Genomic DNA, 23,515 nt, shown 5'->3' with positions numbered 1-23,515 from the left:
TCGGCGCGGGGGAGTGGCAGGCGACCAGAGCGCGGATGATCGCATTGCAGGAGGAGCTGGACTGGCAGGTCTACCGGCTCTACGACCTGCTGGCCGACGAGTTGACCGCGCCGGCCGAGGTCGTGCCGGAACTGAAGCTGGGGGAGCGGGCGTTCGAGATCGTCCTGGCGCGGCGGATCGCGGCGGGGGAGGCGGAGTCGGAATGGTTCGTCCGGCACAGGTCGACGCCGATCACCGAGCTGCCCGAGCACTGGCCGGCGGAGTACCGGGCGGTGGTCGAGAAGCGGATCGCCGTCATCGAGTCGAATCGGAGCCTGGCGCTCATCGAACGGCCGGAGTGCAAGCGGCGCTGGTCCACCGAGGGCTGAGACATCCTGCAGGAACGGGCGATCCAGGGCTGGCTGCTCGATCGGTGTGAACGCCGCTAGCTGTGGTTCCACCAGATCGACGGGATGGAGCAGCCGCGCCTGCTCACCACCGCCCAGTTGGCCGACGAGCTGCTGCGGGACGTCGTCGCCGTCGCCGTCGCCGAGCTCTATCGCCCGACCCAGGACCTGACCCGGACCATCGCCGAACTGGTCGCCTCCGAGCACGNCCCCTATCTCGCCGCGCTGCGATACGCCGATACCGGGCTGGTGACGCGCGCGGTGTGGGAGAACGTCTGGGCATTGCAGCGGATCGAGGATCCGTATCTCGCCCGGGTCGAGGAGCTGCGGGAGGAGAAGAAGTCCGCGGAGGCGATCGCACGGGACGCCGGTGCCGACGCGGCGGCGAAGGCGGCCGCGGAGGCCACGCTGATCCGGCTGAAGCACGAGCTGCCCGGGGCCGAGGAGGTGCACCGGCCCTACCGCGAGGCGATTCCGCTGCCGCCGAAGTATGCCCCGGCGGACTTCCGCCGACCCAGCTTCTGGCGCCAGCGGGGCAAGCTCGACGTGCCGAAGGAGCGGTTCATCTCCTACCCGGAGGCCTCCCGCGACGGCGATCCCCACCTGCTGCTCGGCTGGGCCGGCTGGGACCATCGCGAGCAGGCCCAGGCGCTGGCGATGCTGATCACCGAGCGGGAGCAGACCGACGGCTGGGGGGCGCAGTGGCTCACGCCGNTGCTCGCGGGCCTGCGCGAACTCCTGCCGTGGGTGTACCAGTGGCACGGCGAGTTCGACCCTGACTTACGACGGCAGCCCCGTCGAGGTGTACGACTCCACTCCTCGCCGACTACACCAACCGCTTCCAGCTCACCGACGACGCCCTCACCACCCGGCGCCCCACCACGGCGGCCCGAGGACGCCGCAAGAAGGCGCCCTCGGCCACCTGAAACCCGTTACCGCAGCTCCTGGCCGCCGCACTGCCGGGCTGCGGTCGCCGCCCGGCGACGTGCGGCCGCCCTCCGCGGAAATCTGAGGCCGCCGCCCGCCACTTGCCTGCTCAGGTCCCGAGGAAAAAGTGCGATATGCGTGGCGTGAGCTGCGCGAGAGTGACCATAATGTCACGGTGAGCGCTGATGGCCCGTGATCTCCCCACGGGCAGTTCTGACCTGCCCGAGTCCGCAGGCTCCCCGGTCGAACGTTCCCCCTCGTCCGCGGTCGAGGCGAAGCTTCGGCTGCTGGACCGCCGTGCCGCAGACGACGATCCCAGCGGGAGCGGCGATCTCACCGGGAACGGCAAGGCCGAGCGGGACGGCCGCGTCGCCGGAGCCGATCGTGCCGCCGGAGCCGACCGCGTTACCGGCCACGACCAGGGAGCCGGCCACGACCAGGGAGCCGGTCGCGAACCGGGCGCCGTCCGGCCAGAACGAACGTCGGTGGAGGCGAAGCTCGATGCGCTCGAACGGCGGGCATTTGGACGAGACCAGACCACGTCGCCCCCCGAACGCGGCGCCGCCGAGGCCACCGCCGTGGCGCCGACGGCCATGGACCGCACACTCGCGCTCCTCGACCGCGCGGCGGAACGGACAGACCTCGGCTCGGCGCAGCGACGGGTGCAGACCTGGGGCGAGCCGACCGCTCCGGTTCGCGACACAGTACCGGNGAAGACCCACTCCGTTCCGGGGGCGGACACGTCCGAGACGCCGCTGGCCGACGGGCGAGAAGGGGAATCCGCACAGGAGGCGGAAACAGACGAGACCTCGGCGGACGCCCCTCCGAATCCTGAACCTTCCGATAATCATGCACCGGAAGAAAGAGCCNAGGAGAAGGNCGCGCCGGCCGACTACGATTCGGGCCCGTCGGACAGCCCCGAACCTCTTGACGCGAGACTGGCCGCAGTCTACGAGACGAGCGTGNCGACTCCGGCCGGCCGCGCCTTCTTCGAGAAGGGCGATTCAATCATCGTGTCGTCGCTCAGGGCGAGGCCAGAATCCGGCTACTACACCGTCGACCTTCACGGTAGTCCGTCGTCCTTCCACGTCGGCGATCAGACGCTGGACGCGCGCGATCTCAGCCGGCTGATCCGCGCGGATGNCCGATGGGCCAGCCAGCCGGTCCGGCTGCTCTCGTGCGAGACGGGTCAGGGGGAGGATCCTGTGGCGAGAGAGGTTGCGCGAGAGCTTGACGTCGACGTGCTCGCTCCGACTGAGCTGGCCTGGGTCGATCGGAGAACCGGCGAAGTATATACGACCTCCGGTGACGTGGACCCAGATGGACTCGTGTATCCATCGGTACCCTATGATGGATCTTGGATTAGATTTAGCCCCGGTGAGGAAGAGCAATGACATCGAATTTTCCAGCGCCGAAGATCGCTGGGGTTTACGGCACGGTCGANGGTCGTCCCGACTTCGGTGATCGTGAAACGCTTCCCGTTGGGGAGGAAAGAATCGCGGTTCTCGGCTATTTGAATTCCGGAGAGTTTCTGCTGCGAACCACCGGCCGCACCGAGGATGTTGTAGATCCTTCGCGTGGAAAGGTGGTTCCGATTAGTTTCCGGACGGATGGGAACTGGATCTGGACGGACTCGATCGCCTACTATCTCGAAGCGTACGGCTTGGCGCCCCAGCCCGAATTTCTGGCGCACATCCGCGATCGTGAATACCGTTACGTGCGGCCGGTGGAGGAACAGATTGGCCTCGCGGGCGACGTCCTCCAGGAAAGGATCAACGGCCGGCAGTTGCGGTGACATGCCGAGCCGTCCGAGGAGCGGGTCGNTGCCGCGTCTCGGGCGCTCGGGGAAGACTGACCGCGGATCGGCCGTCGGGTGTTCCGGGCACGTGCCTGGCCGGGTGCGGTGGGCGCCGTACGCGACGTGCTGCTTGGCGCCGACCCACCGGTGAAGACGACATCGCGCGCCGCCGAGCGCCTCGCGCGGCTACGCGAGGAGTACCTGGACCGCGCACATCTCGGTGGCACGGTCATCCAGCGGAAGCGGACCGGCGATGTGCACTGGTGGACCTGGGCCGGCAGTCGCGCCAACGCGACGCTCATCGCTACCCTGGGTGATCTTGTCGACCCTCGTGGTCGGGCGGCGGACGACCGGATTCGGCTGCGCTCCGACCTGACCGCAGCATCGTGGCGTGCGGCCACGGGGGACCTCGCCGAACGGCTCTGCCTGCCCGAGGTGGACAGGGAGGCCCTGGCCGGCCTGAAGTTCAACGCGGCTCTGCCCCCGCGCCTCGCCGAAGCCACGCTCGCCGCCCGCCTCGCCGACCTCGATGGCGCCGCCGCCGTCCTGAGCGAACCCGTCCGCTTCGTCGTTCACTGATGGCGGGATGGCAGTGTTGTGGAGATGGCCATTCCTACGCTGACGACGGCGCGGCTGATCCTGCGGCCGATCGAGAACGGTGACGTCGACGGGTTCACCCGGATCTGGTCCGACCCCGAGTTCGCCCGCCATGTCGGCGGGCCGGTCACGTCGCCGGATGCCGTGTGGCACCAGATGGCGGGGTGCATCGGGTGTTGGCTGCTCACCGGGGTCGGACCCTGGTCCGTGGTGGAGCGGGAGAGCGGGACGCTCGTCGGGCGGGCGGGATTATGGGACGAACCGGGCTGGCCGGGCGTGGAGGCGCTCTGGTACATCGGTCGGCCCTGGTGGGGACGTGGCTATGCGGCGGAGGCGGCCGCCGCGGCGATCACCTGGGTGCTCCGGGTGCGGCCCGAACTCGACCGAGTGTGTGCGGCCATCGTCCCGGCGAACATCCGATCGGTCCGGGTCGCGCAGCGCCTCGGGATGCACCGGACGGGCGCCGAGTATCTCCACGAGGAGACGCACGCCATCTATGCCGTCAGCCGCGCCGACTGGTCCCGTCGATCCGGCGCCGGCTCGTGACCCGATCTGCCGGCACGGCCCCAGCGTTGAGGGGAACCTCGTCAGGAACGGGGTGGGTCGGCGGGGAGGCGATCGGCGAGGGGAGCTGCGGCGTGGTGGACAGCGGTGTGGTGGACAGCGGCGCGGGAAGGGGCGTCGGGGCGACTCCGGCGGCGGCTGTGAACATCGCGCTGTGGGTGGCCGGTCGACGGCCGAGGGCGGGGGACACCCGGGTGCTCGCCGTCGACGGTCGTTCCGGCGCGGGTAAGACGACGCTCGCACAGGCCGTCGCAGCACGCCTCGACGCGCCCGTGTTGCGGATGGACGACCTGTACGACGGGTGGGACGGACTCGCCGCCGGTATCGACCAGTTCGTCGCGCGGGTCCTGCGGCCGTTGGCTCGCGGGGAGCGGGCGTCCTGGCGTCGCTACGACTGGCACCAGGGATGCTATGGCCCCGACCAGATCCTGGACCCGTCGACCGCGATCCTCGTCGTTGAGGGTGTCGGCGCCGGTGCGCGGGCCGCGGCGCCCCTGCTCGGCGGGCTGGTCTGTGTCGCGGCGCCGGTGCAGGTGCGGCGGCGGCGCGCGCTTGCCCGGGACGGGGACATCTTCGCCCCGCACTGGGAACGCTGGGCCCGCCACGAGGACCGGTACTTCGCCGACGAGGACGTCGCCGGCCGGGCCGATATCCTCGTCAACGGCGCGCCCGCAGGAGATGGTTCGGCAGTGGACGGGACGACCGACGCCTGATCAGCTGTCAGGTGGCCGCGCACTTCACAGCCAGGGATGGCATCGCCGTACAGTCAGGCGGTGACAGTGCCGGAGAGTGCCGCGGTCAACGGTCCCGCCTCCCCGCCGCCCCCGCTGGCGGGGGTCTCGTCTGCGGGGAGATCCCCGACCGACCCGGTCTCCCGCCTCGCCGCCGACGCGGCGGCGCCGGGAGCCGCCAGGAGCCTGACGGCGGCCGCACCGTACACGCCCGGTGAGGTGGTCGTGCACCGGTCGTTCACCACGAAGCGGCTGGTGTTCGTCCGTACCGGCCATGTCGTCGGCCATGACGAGCGCGGCCTGCGGCTGTGGATTCCGCACGGCTGCCCGATGGCCGTCGAGCTCAGCGCGGACGGCCGCGGGCTGCGGGACATGCCCTTTGCCGAGTGGGTCCGCCAGCCGACGGTGATGACGACGACCGTCTGGCGCGGGCCGAACATCTTCATGCTGGTCCCGCCGCAGGGAGCCAACTCGGTGTGGTGGTTCTGGGACTGGCAGGGCCGGTTCGTCCGCTGGTACATCAACCTGGAGGAGCCCGCCGTCGCCTGGCGCCACGACGGCCTCGTCGGTGTCGACACCACCGATCATGACCTCGACCTGTGGGTCACGCCGGAGCGGACCTGGGAGTGGAAGGACGAGCACGAGCTGGAGGAACGCCTCGCCTTCCCCGAGCACTACTGGGTGCCCGATCCGGACGCGGTGCGGGCCGAGGGGGAGCGGCTGCTGCGGCTGGTGGAGGCCGGCGCGTTCCCCTTCGACGGCACCTGGANCGACTTCCGCCCGGAACCATCCTGGCAGACCCCCGACGCGCTGCCCACCGGCTGGGACCGTCCCCGCGTCTGATCCCGGGGCCTGATCCCGGGGCCTGATCCCGGGGCCTGATCCCGGGGCCTGATCCCGGGGCCTGGGCGGACGAACCCGGCGCGGTTCACGGGGCCGTGGGGGATTCGGAGTAGGCCCAGCCGGACCAGCGGGTCACGGCCACGACGATGGCCGGACCGGTCGGTGGGACCTGCCGGTACTGGCGGTAGCGCGCGGTCAGGGCCGCAGCGGCCGCGGCGTGCCGTGGATCCCCGGCCTCGACGATGCGGGCCAGCCCGTCGGCCCGGGCCCACCACAGCCGCGCCCACTCGTCGTCATAGTGGTCGACCAGCAGGCTGACCAGCGGGTTGGCGCGGATGTCGCGCAGGCGTCGCAGCTCGGTGCGGGTGCTTTTCGGTTTGTGGTCGACGATGGTCACGATCGTCGCGGGTGGGTCCGCACCGCCGCGAGCGTCGCCGCGGTCGCCGCCGGCGCCCCCCGTTTCGACGGCGAAGGTCACGGGCACCACGAGCGGCTGACCGTCCGCGCCGGCGGTGGCCAGCCGGGCCACCCGGGCCGCCGCGAACCGCTTCCGGGCCTCGAGCCCACTGAGCCGCATCCCTTCACTATCCCCGCAGCCTCCCCAAGTCCGCCTGCCCCAAGTCCGCCTGCCCGAGGTCAGCGCCCGTCGCAGGCCGGCAGCCTTGCGGGCTGCGGCCTGCTTGCGGGCGGGACCTCGCTCGGACTGGACAATCTGTCGAACACATGTTCCCATAAGGCATGCGTTGGGACAACCTCCGGCTCGCCGCCACCGAGCAGCCCGTCGCGGCCGGCGCGAGTGCGCCGTCGCTGCTCGCCCGGGGCGCCGTCACCCGTACGTTCAACACCCCTGGGTTCGCCGGTCTGACCTTCTACGAGATCCACGCCCGGTCCGTGCTCAACCGGGTTCCGCCGGCGTCGCGAATGGCGTTCCGCTGGACGGTGAACCCCTACCGTGGCTGTTCCCACGCCTGCCGGTACTGCTTCGCCCGGGGCACCCATGCCTACCTCGATCTCGACACCGGGCGCGACTTCGACACCCAGATCGTCGTCAAGGTCAACGTCGCCGAGCGGCTGCGCTCGGAGCTCGCCGCGCCCCGCTGGCGCGGCGAACACGTGGCGATGGGCACGAACGTCGATCCCTACCAGCGGGCCGAAGGTCGTTACCGGCTCATGCCGGGGGTCCTCGCCGCCCTGCGCGACGCCCGCAACCCCTTCTCGGTGCTCACGAAGGGCTCGCTCATCGTGCGCGATCTCGATCTGCTTGCCGCTGCCGCGGAGGTGACGCAGGTCGGCGTCGCGCTGTCCGTCGGCTTCGTCGACGACGAGCTGTGGCGGCTCGTCGAGCCCGGGACCCCACATCCCCGGCGGCGGCTGGAGGCGTGCGCGGCGCTGGGCGAGCGCGGGGTCCCCACCGGGGTTCTCATGGCGCCGATCCTGCCGTATCTCACCGACTCCCCTGCGGCGCTCGCCCGGGCGGTGGAGCAGATCGCACAGGCCGGCGCGTCGTCGGTCACGCCGCTGGTGCTGCACCTGCGGCCCGGCGCCCGGGAGTGGTACCTGGCCTGGCTTGCCGAGCACCATCCCGCGCTGGTCGGCCCGTACCGCCGGCTCTACGGGTCCGGGGCATACGCGCCGCGCGTCTATCGGGATCGGATTGCGGCGCAGGTGCGGGAGCTCGCCGAACGGGCCCGCATCGGAGCCGCGGTGCCGCGTCCGGGTGGGCGCTTCGCGGCGTCCGCGCCGCAGCCCGACGGAGCGGCCGAGCGGGCAGTGCCGGCCGACCCCGCCGGGCCGGGCCGCCGCGACGAGCAGCTCGCCCTGCCCGGGTTCGGGGGATGATCATGCGTGGCCTGGCTGCCCTCGCGGCCGCGGTACGCGGGCGGGCGGCCGACGCGCGCCGGTTATGCGCGAGACTGGCCAGGTGTCCGCAACTCTCGTCGCCTCCGGCCTCACCGTCACCCGCGGTGGGGCGACCGTTCTCGACGNCATCTCGCTCACCGTCGCACCCGGCGACCGGCTCGGGGTGGTGGGGCCGAACGGCGTCGGTAAGTCGACGTTGCTACGGGCCCTCGCCGGCCTGGTCCCCCTCGACGAGGGGCGGGTCGATCTCGCGCCGCCGACCGCGGGCGTCGGCCTGCTGCCCCAGGAACCCGACCGGCTGCCCGGCGAGACCCTGCGGGCGTTCCTCGCCCGCCGCACCGGGGTCGGCGCCGCGCAGCGGGAACTCGACGACGCCGGGGAGGCGCTGTCGGCGGGCGTCCCCGGCGCTGACGACCGGTACAGCGTCGCGTTGGAGCGCTGGCTCGCCCTCGGCGCCGCCGACCTCGACGTTCGCGCCGAGGAGGTCTGCGCCGAGTTGGGCCTGCCCGCCGATGCCCTCGACAGCCCCACGACCGCCTTGTCCGGTGGGCAGGCCGCCCGCGGCTCGCTCGCGAGCGTTCTGCTGTCCCGGTTCGACATCACCCTGCTCGACGAGCCCACCAACGATCTTGACTTCGACGGGCTGGACCGGCTCGAACGCTTCGTCCGTGGCGTGTCCGGCGCGCTCGTCGTCGTCAGCCACGATCGCGAGTTCCTCGACCGCACCATCGACACCGTCGCCGAGATCGACCCGCACAAGCACGGCCTCACCCTGTTCGCCGGGGGGTGGGCGGCCTACCTGCAGGCCCGCGAGGTCGCCCGGCGGCAGGCCCGCGACCGCTACGAGGACTACGCCGACCAGCGTGACGGTCTCACCGCGCAGGCGCAGCGCCAGCGGGAGCAGTCCGTACGCGGCTCGGTGCGAGCCAAGCGGCGGATGTCCGACAACGACCGGGCCGCCCGGGGCGCGCGCATCGAGGCGGCGACGAAGAGCGCCGCGCGGGTCCGGTCGATCGAGTCCCGCCTCGACCGGTTGGAGGAGGTCGAGGAGCCACGCAAAGAGTGGCAGCTACGCATGTCGATCGCGGCCGCCCCCCGCTCCGGCGACGTCGTCGCGACCCTCACCGGTGCGGTCGTGCGCCGACCCGCCTTCACGTTCGGCCCGGTCGACCTCACCGTCGCCTGGGCCGACCGGATCGTCATCACCGGACCGAACGGCGGCGGCAAGACAACCCTGCTCTCAGCCCTGCTCGGCCGGCTTCCGCTCGACGCGGGGAGCCAGTCCCTCGGCGCCGGTGTGCGGCTCGGCGAGATCGACCAGGTCCGGGGCCTGTTCCGGGGCGAGACCACCGCCCTCGCCGTCGCCGAGCGGGCGACGACATGGCCCGCGGCGGAGGTCCGCACCCTGTTCGCCAAGTTCGGCCTCGGCCCGGACCAGGTGACCCGCCCCGCCGCCTCGCTGTCGCCGGGGGAGCGGACCCGGGCCGGTCTCGCGCTGCTGCAGGCCGTCGGGGTGAACTGCCTGGTTCTCGACGAGCCCACCAACCACCTCGACCTGCCCGCCATCGAACAGCTCGAACAGGCGCTCGCCGGCTACACCGGCACGCTGCTGCTCGTCACCCACGACCGCCGCATGCTCGACACCGTCGCGGTCAACCGCCGCCTGCAAGTCGACGGCGGTCTCGTCACCGAGAAGGCGCTTTGACATCCTCCTCCGCGTGAACGCGGAGGATTCCAACATCTACCCGTCCACCAGGAGAGGGGGTGTGCAGTGTTGAGGTTCGCGGTTCGCAGGCCGCCTACCGGCGTCGCCTCCCCGCGCAGTCACCCACGTGGTTTCCCACTGATGTCCCAGGGCGATGTTGCGTGCCGCGTTCACGTCCGCGTTCGCCTGCTGCCCGCAGGCCCGGCACCGGAAGACGGCTTGGCTCTCGCGCGCCTCCCCATCCCGGGTCCCGCAGGTGTTACAGGTCTGCGACGTCCGCGCAGGGTTGATCTTCTCGACCCGGCCGGGGGCCTTCTGCTCCAACCGGGCGACGAGCAGCCCCCAGCCGTGGGCGAGAATGCTTCGGTTCAGGCCGGCTTTCTGCCGCACGTTGCGCCCCGGCTCGGCGACGGTACCTTTCGCCGAGCGGGTCATGGCCCCGACCGGCAATGCCTCGACCCGGATCAGGTCGTACCGGCGGGCAAGACTGGTGCTGGTTTTCTCGACCCAGTCCTTACGCCGGGCGGCTTCTCTGGCTTTCACTCGGGCGATCTGCCCGACCAGTCGGGCCCGCCGGTGCGATCCCCGCTTCGCTCGGGCAAGGCGACGCTGCAACCGGACCAGTCGGGTCGCCTCACCGGGGCGCAGCCCGGGGCAGCGCAGCAACTCCCCGGTGCTCAACGCCGCCGACACTGCCACACCCCGGTCCACCCCGACGATCCCACCGGTACCCGGGGCGGGAATCGGGTCGGGCACGGTGGCGAACGCGACATGCCAGCGACCCGCACGATCTCGCGTCACCCGATAGGACCTGGCGTCCGGGACGGTGCGGCTGCGGCGGAACCGGACCCAGCCCACCTTGGGTATCCGCACCTGGGACCAGCGGCGGGTGACCTGCCGCACATCACCCGACCTGACCGCGACGATCCGGAAACCCTCACCCCGCCCGCGTCGGCGCCACGTCGGTCGCCGATGCGACCCCCCGAAGAAGTTCGCCCTCGCGGTGGCGAAGTCCCGCAACGCCTGCTGCTGCACGATCACACTCCCAGCAGCAAGCCAGTCGCACGCGCCGCGCGCCGCGGTCAACTGCCGGTTCCACTCGGCGTAGCCGGGGGCGGGACCACGCCACGGGTTCCACCACGACTGCTGCTCCACACACAGATTCCACACGAACCGCGCATGCCCGCAATGCACAAGAAGAGCCTCTTCCTGTGCCACGTCAGGATACAGCCGGAACCTCGACATAAACCGATCCTAACCCACCACCAGGGCCGCGAAGAAGACGGGCCCAAGATTCCCGGACTACCCGCGATCCCACATCACCGAAACCATCAAAGAAGACGACTATTCACCGAACAGGGAAATCATCCACCTGTTACAGGATGCGTTCGCACGGCAGTTCACCTGATGGTGCATCGCCTATCCCTACCCCGCTCCGCGGGTGCGGGTGCGGGGAGCCGGATTCCTCCCCGGCCTGAAGGCCGGAGCATCCTCCGGAATTCTCGGTGACGCGGGGCTCNGGCCTCGCGTCGCCGGGACGGAGAGTCCGGTTGGTGTCGCAGCGGTGACGGTCTGGCCCGGCGCGGGCGGAAGATGCCAGAGTGGCGTCATGACGCAGACCGTCCCGCCAGGCTGGTACACCGATCCGAGCGGGCAGCACGGTTCCCGATGGTGGGACGGAAACCAGTGGACCGAGCACACCCAGCCGGCGCCGCTTGCCCAGCGCGGCGGGGCTGCCCAGTACGGCGAGGGCGGGCAGTACGGCCAGGGCCAGGTCGCGGCCGTGCCGGGGCAGACGTGGGGCACGCCGCTGGGGGTGCAGCCGGGTGCGGTGCACACCAACCACAGCGCCGAGCAGGTGCAGCGGCAGGTCCAGGAGCGGGCCGGGGTGCAGCCGACGGGTCCGGGTGGCGGGACGCTGTTCAGCGAGCCCGTGCTCGTGGTCAACCAAAAAGCCAAGATCATCGAGGTGACGAACGAGTACGCCGTCTTCGATCAGGGCGGCCACCAGATCGGCTCGGTCGTCGAGGTCGGCCAGAGCGCGCTGAAGAAGGCCGCGCGGGTGCTCACCTCGTGGGACCAGTTCCTCTCCCACCGCCTGGAGGTCCGCGACGCCGCCGGCACCGTCCAGTTGCTCCTGCACCGCCCGGCGAAGGTGTTCAAGTCCAAGGTGATCGTCTCGCTGCCGGACGGGTCCGAACTCGGCGTCATCGCACAGCAGAACGTCTTCGGCCGGATCCGGTTCGACCTGCAGGCGGGCGGCACGACGATCGGCGCGATCAAGGCCGAGAACTGGCGGGCGTGGAACTTCTCGATCGTCGACCACACCGACGTCGAGGTCGCCCGGGTCACCAAGACCTGGGAGGGCCTCATGCGGACGATGTTCACCACGGCCGACAACTACGTCGTCCAGCTCCACCGGCCGCTGCCGCAGCCACTGCACAGCATGGTCGTCGCCGCCGCCCTCACCATCGACACGGCGCTCAAGCAGGACTCCCGCGGCCTCGGCTGAGCCGTCCGGGCGACCGCTCACCTCCCTCACATCCGGTCTCATCCGCTTCACATCCGGCGGACCTACCGTCGCCCCGTGAGGTCGTCGATGCGGCGGGACACCGCCGGCGCAACCAGGCGGGGTCGTCCGGGGAACTGGTCCGGGACGTACCGCGAGAGACCGGTCGGGACGGCGCGTGGCCGGCGGTGGCGTCGGCGGTTCCCGGGTCCGACACGGACCGCGGTGGCCGGACTCGCCGTCGGCGCCGTGCTGCTTGCGGCCCTCGCCGCGTGCGGGGGCGGCGCGTCGGCCGGCGCGGGGGAGGCCGCAGGCCGCTCGGGGCCGACCGTACCCGACGCCACGCCGAGGTCGACCTCGCCAGGGACGGCCGGGGGCGCCGGCGGGCCGGCACTGCGCCCCGGCACCACGGGCCACACGCTGACCACCCCCGACGGCCGGCAGCGTACCTACCTCGTCCACGTGCCGCCCTCGGTCGCCACCGCGGCCGGCACGCCGCGCTCTCCCGGCACCACGACTCTGGCCGCTACGGCGTCGGCGACCGCCACAGCAACGGGGACCGCCACAGCAACGGGGACCGCGGTCGGACACGGGCTGCCGGTCGTGCTCGTCCTGCACGGTGGCGGCGGATCGGCCCGCCAGGCCGAGCAGCAGACCGGGATGAGCGCCGTCGCCGACCGGGCGGGCTTTCTCGCCGTCTACCCTGACGGCACCGGCCGGCGCCAGACGGCGTTGCTGACCTGGAACGCGGGCACCTGCTGCGGGTACGCCCACGGCAACGGCGTCGACGACGTCGGCTTCATCGCCGCCCTTCTCGACCGGCTGCCGCGGGACTACCCGGTGGATCCGGCGCGGATCTACGTCACGGGCATGTCCAACGGCGCCATGATGTCCTACCGGCTGGGCTGCGAACTCGCCGGGCGCATCGCGGCGATCGCCCCCGTCTCCGGTGCCCTGAACACGACCTCCTGCACGCCGAGCCGGCCCGTGCCGGTCATCGCCTTTCACGGCACCGCCGACGACAAGGTCCGCTACGACGGTGGCGAGTCGTCCATCGGGCTGCGCGAGGGCGATGAGCGCGCCGACCGGTCCGTGGCCGAGGCGATGGCCTACTGGACCCGCCGCGACGGCTGCCCGGCGACCCCGGTCCGCTCCCGGCAGGGCGCCGTCGTCCACGACGTCTACGGCCCGTGCGCGCCCGGCGGCGCGGTCGAGCTGTACAGCATCACCGGCGCCGGGCACGCCTGGCCGGGGGGCAGCAGACCACGCGAGCAGGCCGATCCGCCGCCGCCCGCACCGAACGCCTCCGTCGTTATGTGGGAGTTCTTCACCCACCACACCCTCGCCGGCTGAGGGGAGCCACCGGGCGCGCCCGATCCGGGTGGGCACGGGTGGGTCGAAGCGGCACGTTCCGCACGCGGAACGATCGCCCCGGTGGGACACTGGCATCGTGAATGCGCTCGGGAGGGGCCCGCAGGGCCCGCCGTCGATGACCTCCGACGTCCAGCGGGTCCTCGTCGTCGGCAGCGGCGGCGCCGGCAAGAGCACCCTCGCCCGCGAGCTCGCGCGGCAGGCGGGCCTGCCGGTGGTGCATCTCGACCGGCACTTCTGGCGGCCCGGCTGGGTTGCGACGCCGGTGGAGGAGTGGCGCGCGATCGTCGCCAGCCTCGTCGCGAAGCCCGCGTGGGTGATGGACGGCAACTACAGCGGCACACTGGACCTGCGCATCCCCGCCGCCGAGCTCATCGTCTTCCTCGACCTGCCACGGCGGATCACGATGACCCGGGTGCTGCGCCGTTGGGCCCGGTGGCGTGGCCGCAACCGTCCCGACGCCGCCCCCGGATGCCCGGAGAAGCTGGACCTGGCATTCCTGCGCTGGCTGTGGAACTACCCGCGGGACAGCCGGGTCCGCCTGCTGCGGGCCCTCGACGCGCACGGTGCCGCCGCTCGGGTGGTGCGGCTGTGCACCGCCCGGGAGGTGCGGCTGTGGCTCGGGGCCGTGGCTGCCCCGAGCCTGCCGATGGTGCGGTCGCTGTCCGCGGGCCCGCTCGGCACCTGATCCGTCGTTCGGCGGCGGCTGTCCGGAAGCAGGTGGCCGGAAGCAGGTGGCCGGCAGCAGGTGGCCGTCGCCGGCCAAGGGCGTGGTCAGCGCTGTGGTGGCGCGCCAGCGGCGTCCACCAACCGCAGGATCATCGCGTGGGAACCCCGGCCGGCCGGCCGGGGACGGTTCGGGTCGGGCAGCCGGCGCAGCGCGGCCATGGCCGGCTCGACGATCGTCGCCCACTGCCGATCCGAGAGGTCCCACAGGGTCGACCACACCCGGCTCTCGATCTGCGCGCAGGCCTCGGCCGGGGTGAGCGTCTCGCGCTCCTCCCGGGCGAAGGAGAACTCCTCGACCAGCCGCAGCCCGCAGCGCTCCGCGGCCGGCAGCAGGAGCTCCGGCCGGTCCCGGCGGGGTCGCTCGGCTCGCAGCGCCTCGTTGAGGTCCCGTAGCACGGCGGTGACGTCGCTGCGTCCCGCGTGCTGCCCCGCGCCGACGACCGCGAGCCGGCCACCGGGCCGCAGCACCCGGGCGACCTCGGCGAGGACCCGATCGGGATCCCCGACGAGATGCAGAACGTGCACGGCGAGGCAGGCATCCACGGTCGCGGTGCGCAACGGCAGGGCCGCCGCGTCGGCGCGGACGATCCGCCCGGGCAGGCGCCCGCGGGCCTGGGCGAGCATGCGGGCCGACAGGTCGACGCCGAGCACCGACCGGCCCCGCTCGGCGAAGGCGTGCGAGATCAGCCCCGTGCCCACGCCGATCTCCAGCAACCGCTGCCCGGGCAGGCGCGGGGCGACCGCCTCGGCGACGAGCCGGCCCCGCTCGTCACCGCCCCGGGTTGCGTCGTACCGGTCGGCGATGCGGTCGAAGCTCACGGAATCCGCCACCCGTCGAGGCTAAGCCCCCTCGGCGCCCCCTCGACGGGTGGCGGTGACGCCCGCAGGTCACGCCGGGGCGCAATGGCGTAGCGTGCTCGGTCGGGCCGTCGCCGACGCCGGCCGCGTGTCGCGGTGCACGGCGGCGCTCGGGGTCGCGACGGCGGATCCGACCGGACATCGTGAGGGCGAAAGGCCGACATGAGCGCAGTGATCATCGATGGTAAGGCCGTTGCCGCCCGGGTGCGGGCGGACGTGGCCCGGGACGTCGCCGAGTTCCGTGCGGCCACGGGCCGCCAGCCGGGTCTCGCGACGGTCCTGGTGGGCGACGACCCGGCGTCCGCCGTCTACATCGGCGGCAAGCGTCGGTCCTGCGTCGAGGCGGGCATGGCCGACCTGCACCAGCACCTGCCCGCCGACACCCCCCAGGACGAGATCGCCGCGCTGCTGGACTCCCTCGCCGCGGACCCGGCCGTCTCCGGGATCCTGCTGCAGCTTCCCGTCCCCGAGGGACTCGACGGAGCGGCCCTGGTCGGCCGGATTCCGCCGGAGAAGGACGTCGACGGCCTGACGACGGCCAGCGTCGGCCTGCTCGCCCGCGGCCTGCCCGGCCTGNGGCCCTGCACCCCGTCGGGGATCATCGAGCTGCTCGACGCCTACGACGTGGAGCTCAGCGGTGCCCCCACCGTCGTCGTCGGCCGTTCCGAGCTGGTCGGCCGCCCGGTCGCCCAGCTTCTGGTCGGACGCAACGCGACCGTCACGATCTGCCACTCCCGCACCCGGGACCTGGCCGCCGTCTGCCGCGGCGCGGACGTGCTGGTCGTCGCCGCCGGCAAGCAGGCGATCATCGGCCCGGATGCGGTGAAGCCCGGAGCGACCGTCATCGACGTCGGCATGCACCGCACCGAGCAGGGCCTGCGCGGCGACGTCGACTTCGACGCCGTGCGCGAGGTCGCCGGCCGGCTCACCCCGGTCCCCGGCGGTGTCGGGCCGATGACCATCGCCATGCTGCTGCGCAACACCCTGCTCGCCGCGCGGGCCGCGGCCGAGGTGGGCAGTCTCGTCTGAGCCGCCCCGGGTCCGCTGGGCAGATTCTGTCGGAGAGGTGCGTCAGAATCGCCCTCGGCACGGCACCTCCTGGGCTGATCGCGCGGGCTTGTCGCCCGGCGAAGATCGGATAATGCGGAGATCCGGCTTTGCGGTGAAGCCCAGGCGGAGCGTCCTCCGCTGGCAGCAAGACCGGCCCCCGATCTTCTGCGAGATCCCGCGCGACCGATCCAGTATCGGCGTCGGAAGNGCAGCCGCCGCCGACGTCGGGCTCCACCGGCTGATGGGAACGGAGCCCGACGAAGGACTGCCCCGGCACCCCAAGCGCCAGAGGTTCGGGTGGTCTACACGGACAACGGCCCGATCGTGCCCGCGCCGGCACGCTACGGCGTCTCCCGCGTCTCCCGCGTCTCGACCTGTATCCGATGTGCCGCCCTCTCCTGGGCGACCAGTATTCGGAGTGTCTCGATATCGGCAACATCCTTCGGCCGCCATGGCCGGCCATGGCGCAGGCGCGGAAACTGCTCCTTCATGGCGAGCATGCCAGCGGCACTCATGACTAACATCGCCGTGCCATCGAGCGTCACACGCTCTTCACCGAAGGACCCCGGTGGGAATAGCCAGTCAGACCATCGGCCCATGGGCTGACTGAATGACCCGTCTGGCCACCTGTCGAAGTACGCGGTGCTGAACGGAACATCGCCCCAGGTGAACTCGCAGGATTCCGCTGGCGGCTGGGTCGCCAGAGCCATGGCCCCAGCGTCCGCGAGCGCCACCTTCGATCGCTCGGCGTGGCGGCGCTCGACCCAGAACTCGACGTCACCGTGCTCGCGAGTGATCCGCCCGATCCTCGCGTCCAGTCCCCAACCTCCGAACAGCCAGGCCGGGATGCTGACTGCCGGCAGCACCGACAGGACCTTGCGAATGACGCGCAGTTGTCCTTCGGCCCTCTGATCCATGGCCTGATCCTTCCAGAGCTCGTCGAGGGGAAGGTCGGCCGGCGTCCACCGGTGGTAACCGTGTACCCGCGAAGCCCCTCGACGCCACATAATTCGGTGGCCTGTCTGGAGGCGGATCGATAACCTCCGTCGAGTGATGTACGAGGACCCGCGTGCGTACCTGCTCGGGCTTGAGGGCGTTGCGTTGTTGCGAGCGTTCACCGGAGCGTCGGACCGTGATTTCGTGGAAGCCCGGATCGCGGAGATTCGCAGAGTGCTCGCTGACGAGGCGTTGGCACACGCAGCAGTGGAAGTCGACCGGGTGGACACGGTTACGGGCTATCGGCTGTGGTCAGCGACGTATGACGGGCCCAACGGGGCGTTCGACGTCGACGAACCCGTGGTCAAGGAGATCGTGGACTCGCTGCCCGTGGGTGTTGCTCTGGATGCCGCGTGCGGGACCGGTCGCTACGCCGAGTTTCTGGCCGGGCGTGGCCATCGGGTTATCGGCGTGGACCGCTCGCCCGACATGCTCGCCCGCGCGCGTCCTCGGGTGCCGCAGGGCGAGTTCCTGCTCGGTGATCTGCACCAGCTCCCCGTGGCCGACGCCGAGGTTGACTTGGTCGTGTGCGCCCTGGCGCTGACCCACATCGGGGCGCTCAAGCCGGTCATGGCGGAGTTCGCCCGGGTCCTGCGTCCGGGCGGTCATCTGGTGATCTCCGACATGCACCCCGAGACCGTGGCGCTGGGCTCGATTCCCTCCGTCCGCGATGCTGATGGCCGACCTGGACATCTGAGTGCCTACCGGCACCTGATCGGGGATTATCTGCGGGCCGCGCTGGCGGTGGGACTGCGCGTGCGTCGCTGCGAGGAACCTTCCGCGCCGACCAACGAACCGCCGGGGCCGGCCGACCGAAAAGACACGTTCGGAGCGGTAGGACCGTGGGAGCTGTGGCCGTGGTGTCTGGACGACATGGTGCCCGAAGCAGCACGAGCCGCCAGGGCCGGTGTGCCGGCGCTGGTCATCTGGCATTTCCAGTTGGCTGAATCGTGACACCACCATCAATGCCGGGGCTTTGATCACGACGATGATCGTGGTGTCGTAAGTCCCGTCNGCGGTCGCCATCCCTCGCCATGTGCGACCAAGGGGTGGTGCTCCTTGCGGTCGCCCATCGACCGGGCGCGGTCGTGCTCCCGTTCGCACTGGACAAAACGGGTTGCCATCGTCACCGGGCGCCCCTACCGTCCGGTGCGTGAATCTTCGCCGCGAACTGGCCTGTGATCGGGAATCGGTGCGGGACGTCGTCACGCAGGCGTTCGGTGGAGAGCACGGAGCGGTCGTGGCAGACCTTGTGGACGACCTTCGCGCCACCATCACGCCTGTTGCTGGCCTCTCGCTTGTCGCCGAGCACGATGGCGAGGTCATCGGCCACGCGATGTTCACTCGCAGCCTGCTCGACGCGCCTCGGCGGCTGGTCGAGGTCCAGGTCCTCAGCCCGTTGGCGGTCGTACGCAAATACCAGAAGCACGGGGTCGGCTCGGCTCTCGTGCACCGCGGCCTCGACATCCTCGCCGAGTCCTCGGTGCCACTCGTCTTCCTCGAAGGCGACCCCGACTACTACCGCCGCTTTGGCTTCGTGCCCGGCGGGGACCTGAGCTTCCGCAAGCCGTCGCTGCGTATTCCGGACGCGGCCTTCCAGGTCGTCACGCTTCCCGGCTATCAGCCGTGGATGACGGGGACGCTGGTTTACTCGGAACTGTTCTGGCGGCACGACGCGGTCGGTCTCCGTGAGCCCGGGACAGCGACGATCCAGTAGTCCCTCTTTGCGGACATCTGCAACCTGGGGTCGTACCGATCGTGCTCACGCATGCTCACGCCCTGCTCACCAACACCCCCGAGGGGCGTGCCGCCTACCCGCCGAGGGTTGGAAAGCCCTCGACCCGCTCCGGCCGGTCCGGCGCAAAGGCGCCGGACCGGCCGACCGACGCCCCCTTCTATCGAACTATCCCGCCCGGTTGGTAACCCTGGCTCCGCCACTGCGGGTCCTGGCGACCAGTACCCGGGTTCTGGCGCCGCCAGTCCTGGCGCCACCCGCCCCTGGGGGTCTGGATTTGGCGGCCCCGGTTCTGGCGATCCTGGTCTTGGCGGCCCTGGTTCTGGCGCCATCTGGCCTGACGATCCGAGCCCTGGCGAGACCCGCTCTGCCGAGACCCGCTCTGCCGAGACCCGCTCTGGCGAGGCCAGCTCTGCCGAGACCTCTCCGCACCCTCCCTGTTCTGGTTGCTCCGCTCCCAACCGTCCGTGGCGTGCCACTGGTTTGCGGGCCGCGGCGGAACACGGTCGTCGGCCCAGGCGCCTGAAGCCAACGGTCCCACCGTCACGCAGACCGCCGCCATGGCGGAAAGGCTGGCGACCGCTGCTTTCCCTTTCAGGGATCTTCCCATGATTCTCCCGTCATCGAGACTATCGATCGGCTACCTGCAGCGGGAAGGTTAGCCGTGCGTAGCTCCCACCGGACGGATTGCGGCCGGCGTGTTCGCGTCAACGCCGGCCGGAAAGATTGGGTGGCGAGTTCTCTGTGATTACCATGTGACTTCTCTAAGGCTCTCCTGTGATTCTTGGTAAACCCTTAATGAGGCGGTAGAAGCGTACCGGGAGCATGCGGAAATCGGCGCAGGAATGGACCGATCCGGACCCACTGGCAGAACACCGCATTCTCGGGCCCGGTCCGGTTCTACGTGCGACGTCGGCGCGCATCCCAGCAGGCCGGGCCCTCCATCCCCACCATCACTGGCTGCAGCGCTGGATCCGGTCACCGATCGCGAAGATCGGTGCGTGGCATCGGCGATCCAGGGGCGGGGCGGCACGGGGCCGGGCGGGTCAGTTCCACAGGGCGGCGTGGCTTGAGCCGTCGGGCAGGAGCACGGCGCCCACGACCTGGCCGCGGTTGTTGAGCGCCACCGGTTCGGCGGAGCCGCCGAGCTGCACGGTCCGGCCGTGGTGCCGGCGGAAGGACGCGGTGCTGGTCGCCACGACGATGTCGCCCCGGTCGTTGAGGGCGATCGGCCGGGCGAAGGAGCCACCGAAGGTTCCCAGATCGGTCCGGTGGCTCGGATCCCAGAGCAGGACGTGCCCTGCGTCGGTCACCGGATCGAACGTCGAGCCGACGATCTGACCGGCGTTGTTGATGGCCACTGCCTCGCTGAGGGCCGCGTCCTCGGGGCCCAGGTCGATGGCGCGGTCCCGCTGCCACAGCATGGCGTGCGTGTTCCCCGCCGGGTTCGTGGCCCAGCCGACGACGTCCCCGCGGTCGTTGATGTCGACAGCACGGCCGTTCGGGCCGGGCAGCGGCACCCAGCGGCCGTGCATCCAGCGGGCGAAGTAGTCGTCGTGGTGGTCGTTGCNCTGTACCTCACCCAGGACCCACCCGTTGTCGCTGACCGCGATGGCCTCGCTGGTGTGGCCCGTGGGAGCGNCGAGATCGACGGTCCGGCCGTCGCGCCAGCTCATCGCGTGCGTTCCACCGGCGACCGGACCCGTCCCGACCACCTGGCCGTGCTCGTTCTGGTCGACCGGGGTGAACCCGGGGTCGATCACGGTTCCGTCGGGACGGATCACGAAGCCGGGCGAGGAGAAGCGACCCGGAAGCTCACCGGCGATCTGCCCGGCATCGTTGATCAGGAAGGGTGCTCGCGCGGTGTCGGGCAGCGCGGTGAAGGTCCCCCGCGACCAGCGGAATCCATGGCTGTCGAACGAAGAGCTGTAGCCGGAGCCGACGACGTCCCCGTGGTTGTTGATCGAGGTGGCGCTGTTGTGGGTGATGCCCGGCAGGGCGCCGAGATCGACCGGCTGCACGGGCCCGGCGGGTGACGCCGCCGCCACCCCGGTCGACAGGACGGTACCGGTCACGGTCACCGCCGCCATCACCGTCGTTGCCGCCGCCACCCTGATCGCCCGCACCGCACCCATCGACGCCTCCCCAGAGGTGGCCGACCGCCGTCATGCCGTCGGACACTCTGAGAAGTCAGGCAATCACTCTTCGAGTCCCAGGTAGGGGAGCGACGCGCCGACACGCGCGGTGTCGGCGGTGCCGGAACCGTCGATCTCGTCCATCGGACGGGATGGGGACCGTCGGAGCTGGCGGGGCGGGCCTGCCGCGCCGTGGGTCAGCCGCCGATGACCTTGCGATAGACGCGCGGGCCGTCGTAGTCGTTGACCGCGAAGTGCCAGGTGGCCAGGTTGTCCCAGATGACGAAGTCTCCGGGCTTCCAGCCGAAGCTGACGGTGTAGTTGGGCGAGGATGCGTGTGCCAGCAGGAACGGCAGCAGGGCCTCGCCCTCGGCCGCGCCGACGCCGGTCAGCCGCAGCGCCGACGAGCTGAGGAAGAGCCCCTTGCGACCGGTATGGCGGTGGGTGCGCACGACCGGGTGCTCGACGGTCTCGGTCACCGGCGGCCGGTTGTAGGTCCCGTCGCCCGGGTCGGCGTTGTACACGGCGCTGACCGACTCCAGCAGGTGCTTGAACGGCTCGGACAGGCCGTCATAGGCCGCCTGCAGATCGGCCCACAGCGTGCGCCCGCCGATCTCCGGCACCACCTGGTAGGTCAGCGACTCGAGGTGGAACGGCGGGGTCCGCCACGTGCCGCCGATGTGCCACGTCGAGGCGCCCCCGGNCTTCTCCAGGTTGAAGGTGTACACCAGCCGGTTGTCCTCGTGGCGGTACAGCCACTTGGGGTGGTCGAAGGGCTCGTCGAAGATCCGTACTGCCTGCACGTGCGCGTCGGGCGAGAGGTCCTGGTCGCGGAACACGAGGACCTTGTGCTGCCAGAACGCCTCGCGCAGGGCCTCGGCGGTGGCGTCGTCGACGCCACCGGCCAGATCGACGCCGACGACCTCGGCGCCGAGGACGGGGCTGGCCGGGCGGATGTCGTAGGTGGCGGTGCGGATAGCGGTCACCGTGACTCCCTTGCAATCAAATGTGACGCTGCCGCCTCGCGGGCCTTTCTGGAGCGCGTTTTCGAATGGGGCGCGGCGGGCGGCCGGTGCGCCGATCGGGCAGGAAATGCCACCCGCCGTACCTCCTGCGTACGAGCCGTCATGGCACAGTCGGACATTAGCTCTGACGCCCGAAAACCGCAATCCATGCCGGCCCTACAGACATTTCTCCGCCATGAATGCGTAACACTTTCGCGGTAGAGGTCACCGCCAGCCGCCAGCCGCCAGCCGCCGGGTGATCGCGAGTTCGCGGATGGTGGCGCCCCGGGACGCCGAGCGTCAGGTCAGGCGGGAGTTGTCGGCCTGGTCGTAGGGCCGGATCTCGGACAGGCGGCGGTCGCGCAGTTTGGTCGTCCAGGCGGGTTCGGAGAGCAGGGCGCGGCCGAGGCCGACGAGGTCGAACTCGCCGCGGTTGAACAGGTCCAGCAGCGGGGCGAGGCTGAGCGTCGCCGCCGCACCCTCGTCGTCGCCGCGGAAGGCCGTCGGCACGCCGATCGAGCCGATCGCGATGGTGGGCAGGCCGGTGAGGTTCCTGGCCCAGCCGGCCAGGGTGCGCGGGGAGCCGTCGAAGGCCGGCCGCCAGTAACGGCGGGTGGAGGCGTGCAGCGCGGTGACGCCGGCGTCCACGAGCGGGGTGAGCAGCGCCTCGAGCTCGTCGGGGGTCTCGGCGATCCGGGCGTCGTAGTCGCCGCCCTTCCACTGGGAGAACCGGTAGATCACCGGGAGGTCCGGTCCCACCTCGCCACGGACCGCGGCGACGACCTCGGCCCCGAGCCGGGCCCGGTTGGCCAGGCTTCCGCCGTAGCCGTCGGCGCGCCGGTTGGTCTCCAGCCAGAAGAACTGGTCGAGCAGGTAGCCGTGCGCCCCGTGCAGCTCGACGCCGTCGAACCCGGCTCGGCGCGCGTCGGCCGCGGCGCGCGCGAAGGAGGCGATCACCTCGTCGATCTCCTTGGTGCTGGCCTCGTCGCCGACCACCGTTCCGTCGCCCCGCCGGCCCGACGGGGAGAACACCGCCGCCTCCGGGTGCGGCGGAGCACCCGCCGCCCGGCCGGCACCGAGATGCCACAGCTGCGGCACGATCCGCCCGCCCACCGCGTGCACGGCGTCGACGACCCGGCGCCAGCCGGCGAGCGGCTGTTCGCCGTAGAACCGGGGAACCCGGTCGCTGGTCCCGGCGGAGGGATGATCCACGTAGGTGCCCTCGGTCACGATCAGGCCGACGTGCGCCGCCCGCCGCGCGTAGTAGCCGGCCACGTCCTCGCCCGGCACGCCGTCAGGGGAGAACTGGCGGGTCATCGGCGCCATCACGAAGCGGTTGGCGAGCTCGACGCCGGACAGGGAGAACGGCGTGAACAGCGGCGCCGCGTCCGTGCCGTCCAGCAGGCGCTCGCTGCTCAACGGGGACGCAGCCACCGCGACACCCGAAGACCCCGCAACGCCAGACGATGCCGCACCATTCGACGACGCCGTATCGCTTGAAGACACAGTCATATGGCGTTCAATCCCGGCGCCTTCGCGGATGTTCCGCCTCGGCCTGTGTTGTTCGCGCTGTCGAACAGGCGCCTCGGCGCGAGCCCGGTAGCCGAAGCCTCGGGCCGGACCCCGTCGCCCCGCAGCCGCATCGCGGTGCCACGTCACTGCGCAGCGGCGGTGCCCAGCCGCAGGTATCGGCAACCCGGAGGCGTCGGCAACCCGG

At 71.3% G+C, this 23,515-nt stretch carries 18 protein-coding genes and 8 pseudogenes; 18 read left to right on the top strand and 8 right to left on the bottom strand.

What is annotated here, in order from left to right:
* Positions 1 to 35 precede the first annotated feature (35 nt).
* The 9 genes and pseudogenes from FF86_RS67050 to FF86_RS67035 form a co-directional block, all read left to right on the top strand.
* Positions 36 to 594 (top strand): annotated as a pseudogene (locus FF86_RS67050) (DUF7008 domain-containing protein); the annotation flags it as partial.
* Position 595: 1 nt separating this feature from the next.
* Positions 596 to 1,100: pseudogene (locus tag FF86_RS67045) on the top strand (DUF7008 domain-containing protein); the annotation flags it as partial.
* A gap of 1 nt (position 1,101) precedes the next feature.
* A pseudogene (locus FF86_RS67040) lies at positions 1,102 to 1,460 on the top strand (hypothetical protein); the annotation flags it as partial.
* A gap of 1,297 nt (positions 1,461 to 2,757) precedes the next feature.
* A partial coding sequence (locus tag FF86_RS31185) for a hypothetical protein (protein WP_242419033.1) occupies positions 2,758 to 3,108 on the top strand: 351 nt, incomplete at its 5' end.
* Positions 3,109 to 3,186: 78 nt separating this feature from the next.
* Complete coding sequence (locus FF86_RS18675; RefSeq protein WP_044886140.1) at positions 3,187 to 3,690, top strand: hypothetical protein; 504 nt, start codon at positions 3,187 to 3,189, stop codon at positions 3,688 to 3,690.
* A gap of 24 nt (positions 3,691 to 3,714) precedes the next feature.
* A complete protein-coding gene (locus FF86_RS18670; protein ID WP_044886178.1) occupies positions 3,715 to 4,254 on the top strand; it encodes a GNAT family N-acetyltransferase in 540 nt (179 codons plus the stop codon).
* A 92-nt stretch (positions 4,255 to 4,346) separates the two neighbouring features.
* On the top strand, positions 4,347 to 4,985 hold the full coding sequence (locus tag FF86_RS18665; protein WP_236705841.1) for a dephospho-CoA kinase: 639 nt from the start codon (positions 4,347 to 4,349) through the stop codon (positions 4,983 to 4,985).
* 36 nt (positions 4,986 to 5,021) lie between these two features.
* A pseudogene (locus FF86_RS64210) lies at positions 5,022 to 5,772 on the top strand (DUF402 domain-containing protein); the annotation flags it as partial.
* 1 nt (position 5,773) lies between these two features.
* Positions 5,774 to 5,846: pseudogene (locus FF86_RS67035) on the top strand (DUF402 domain-containing protein); the annotation flags it as partial.
* A gap of 85 nt (positions 5,847 to 5,931) precedes the next feature.
* Here FF86_RS67035 and FF86_RS18655 read toward each other — a convergent pair.
* Entirely contained in the window at positions 5,932 to 6,423 is a 492-nt protein-coding gene (locus FF86_RS18655) for a TIGR03668 family PPOX class F420-dependent oxidoreductase (protein ID WP_044886141.1), read from the bottom strand.
* A gap of 161 nt (positions 6,424 to 6,584) precedes the next feature.
* On the opposite strand from FF86_RS18655, the gene FF86_RS18650 reads away from it, so the two are divergent.
* Positions 6,585 to 7,685 (top strand): Rv2578c family radical SAM protein, encoded by a 1,101-nt coding sequence (locus tag FF86_RS18650; protein WP_044886142.1) that lies wholly within the window; start codon positions 6,585 to 6,587, stop codon positions 7,683 to 7,685.
* Between the two features lie 147 nt (positions 7,686 to 7,832).
* Positions 7,833 to 9,411 (top strand): ABC-F family ATP-binding cassette domain-containing protein (locus FF86_RS18645; protein WP_242419032.1); only part of this gene is annotated, 1,579 nt, incomplete at its 5' end.
* A 36-nt stretch (positions 9,412 to 9,447) separates the two neighbouring features.
* On the opposite strand, the gene FF86_RS18640 is transcribed toward FF86_RS18645, so the two are convergent.
* Positions 9,448 to 10,656 (bottom strand): RNA-guided endonuclease TnpB family protein, encoded by a 1,209-nt coding sequence (locus tag FF86_RS18640; RefSeq protein WP_044886143.1) that lies wholly within the window; start codon positions 10,654 to 10,656, stop codon positions 9,448 to 9,450.
* Between the two features lie 364 nt (positions 10,657 to 11,020).
* Between FF86_RS18640 and FF86_RS18635 the strand changes: the two genes are divergently transcribed.
* The 3 genes from FF86_RS18635 to FF86_RS18625 all read left to right on the top strand — a co-directional run bounded on the left by FF86_RS18635 (position 11,021) and on the right by FF86_RS18625 (position 13,979).
* Positions 11,021 to 11,923, top strand: coding sequence for a phospholipid scramblase-related protein (locus FF86_RS18635; protein ID WP_044886144.1), 903 nt, complete (start codon positions 11,021 to 11,023; stop codon positions 11,921 to 11,923).
* A 222-nt stretch (positions 11,924 to 12,145) separates the two neighbouring features.
* Positions 12,146 to 13,273 (top strand): PHB depolymerase family esterase, encoded by a 1,128-nt coding sequence (locus FF86_RS18630; RefSeq protein ID WP_236705844.1) that lies wholly within the window; start codon positions 12,146 to 12,148, stop codon positions 13,271 to 13,273.
* A 136-nt stretch (positions 13,274 to 13,409) separates the two neighbouring features.
* A complete protein-coding gene (locus tag FF86_RS18625) occupies positions 13,410 to 13,979 on the top strand; it encodes an adenylate kinase (RefSeq protein WP_044886145.1) in 570 nt (189 codons plus the stop codon).
* Positions 13,980 to 14,065: 86 nt separating this feature from the next.
* On the opposite strand, the gene FF86_RS18620 is transcribed toward FF86_RS18625, so the two are convergent.
* Positions 14,066 to 14,839 carry a class I SAM-dependent methyltransferase gene (locus tag FF86_RS18620; RefSeq protein WP_313954357.1) on the bottom strand — a complete coding sequence of 258 codons (774 nt, stop codon included), beginning with the start codon at positions 14,837 to 14,839 and terminating at the stop codon, positions 14,066 to 14,068.
* A 201-nt stretch (positions 14,840 to 15,040) separates the two neighbouring features.
* On the opposite strand from FF86_RS18620, the pseudogene FF86_RS51910 reads away from it, so the two are divergent.
* A pseudogene (locus tag FF86_RS51910) lies at positions 15,041 to 15,454 on the top strand (tetrahydrofolate dehydrogenase/cyclohydrolase catalytic domain-containing protein); the annotation flags it as partial.
* A gap of 1 nt (position 15,455) precedes the next feature.
* A pseudogene (locus FF86_RS51905) lies at positions 15,456 to 15,907 on the top strand (bifunctional 5,10-methylene-tetrahydrofolate dehydrogenase/5,10-methylene-tetrahydrofolate cyclohydrolase); the annotation flags it as partial.
* 362 nt (positions 15,908 to 16,269) lie between these two features.
* On the opposite strand, the gene FF86_RS18610 reads toward FF86_RS51905, so the two are convergent.
* Positions 16,270 to 16,845: a nucleotidyltransferase domain-containing protein gene (locus FF86_RS18610; protein ID WP_055867844.1), complete on the bottom strand. Its 576-nt coding sequence runs from the start codon at positions 16,843 to 16,845 to the stop codon at positions 16,270 to 16,272.
* A 133-nt stretch (positions 16,846 to 16,978) separates the two neighbouring features.
* On the opposite strand from FF86_RS18610, the gene FF86_RS18605 reads away from it, so the two are divergent.
* Complete coding sequence (locus FF86_RS18605) at positions 16,979 to 17,878, top strand: class I SAM-dependent methyltransferase (RefSeq protein WP_044886149.1); 900 nt, start codon at positions 16,979 to 16,981, stop codon at positions 17,876 to 17,878.
* 238 nt (positions 17,879 to 18,116) lie between these two features.
* The gene (locus FF86_RS18600; RefSeq protein ID WP_082121995.1) at positions 18,117 to 18,641 is read left to right on the top strand and encodes a GNAT family N-acetyltransferase; all 525 of its coding nucleotides are present in this window, start codon (positions 18,117 to 18,119) and stop codon (positions 18,639 to 18,641) included.
* Positions 18,642 to 19,705: 1,064 nt separating this feature from the next.
* Here the strand turns inward: FF86_RS18600 and FF86_RS67030 are convergent.
* The 4 genes and pseudogenes from FF86_RS67030 to FF86_RS18585 form a co-directional block, all read right to left on the bottom strand.
* Complete coding sequence (locus FF86_RS67030; protein WP_396229946.1) at positions 19,706 to 20,194, bottom strand: hypothetical protein; 489 nt, start codon at positions 20,192 to 20,194, stop codon at positions 19,706 to 19,708.
* 797 nt (positions 20,195 to 20,991) lie between these two features.
* Positions 20,992 to 21,497 (bottom strand): annotated as a pseudogene (locus tag FF86_RS51900) (TauD/TfdA dioxygenase family protein); the annotation flags it as partial.
* Between the two features lies 1 nt (position 21,498).
* On the bottom strand, positions 21,499 to 21,780 hold a 282-nt coding region (locus tag FF86_RS51895; protein ID WP_242419030.1), incomplete at its 3' end, for a TauD/TfdA family dioxygenase.
* A gap of 318 nt (positions 21,781 to 22,098) precedes the next feature.
* The gene (locus FF86_RS18585) at positions 22,099 to 23,217 is read right to left on the bottom strand and encodes an NADH:flavin oxidoreductase (RefSeq protein ID WP_044886183.1); all 1,119 of its coding nucleotides are present in this window, start codon (positions 23,215 to 23,217) and stop codon (positions 22,099 to 22,101) included.
* Between the last annotated feature and the right edge of the window lie 298 nt (positions 23,218 to 23,515).

Source organism: Frankia sp. CpI1-P (assembly GCF_001421075.1).
In the GTDB taxonomy this organism is placed as follows: Bacteria; Actinomycetota; Actinomycetes; order Frankiales; family Frankiaceae; genus Frankia; species Frankia torreyi.
Note: the sequence above shows the minus strand (reverse complement) of the source record. Positions and strands in the feature narration are given on the sequence as shown.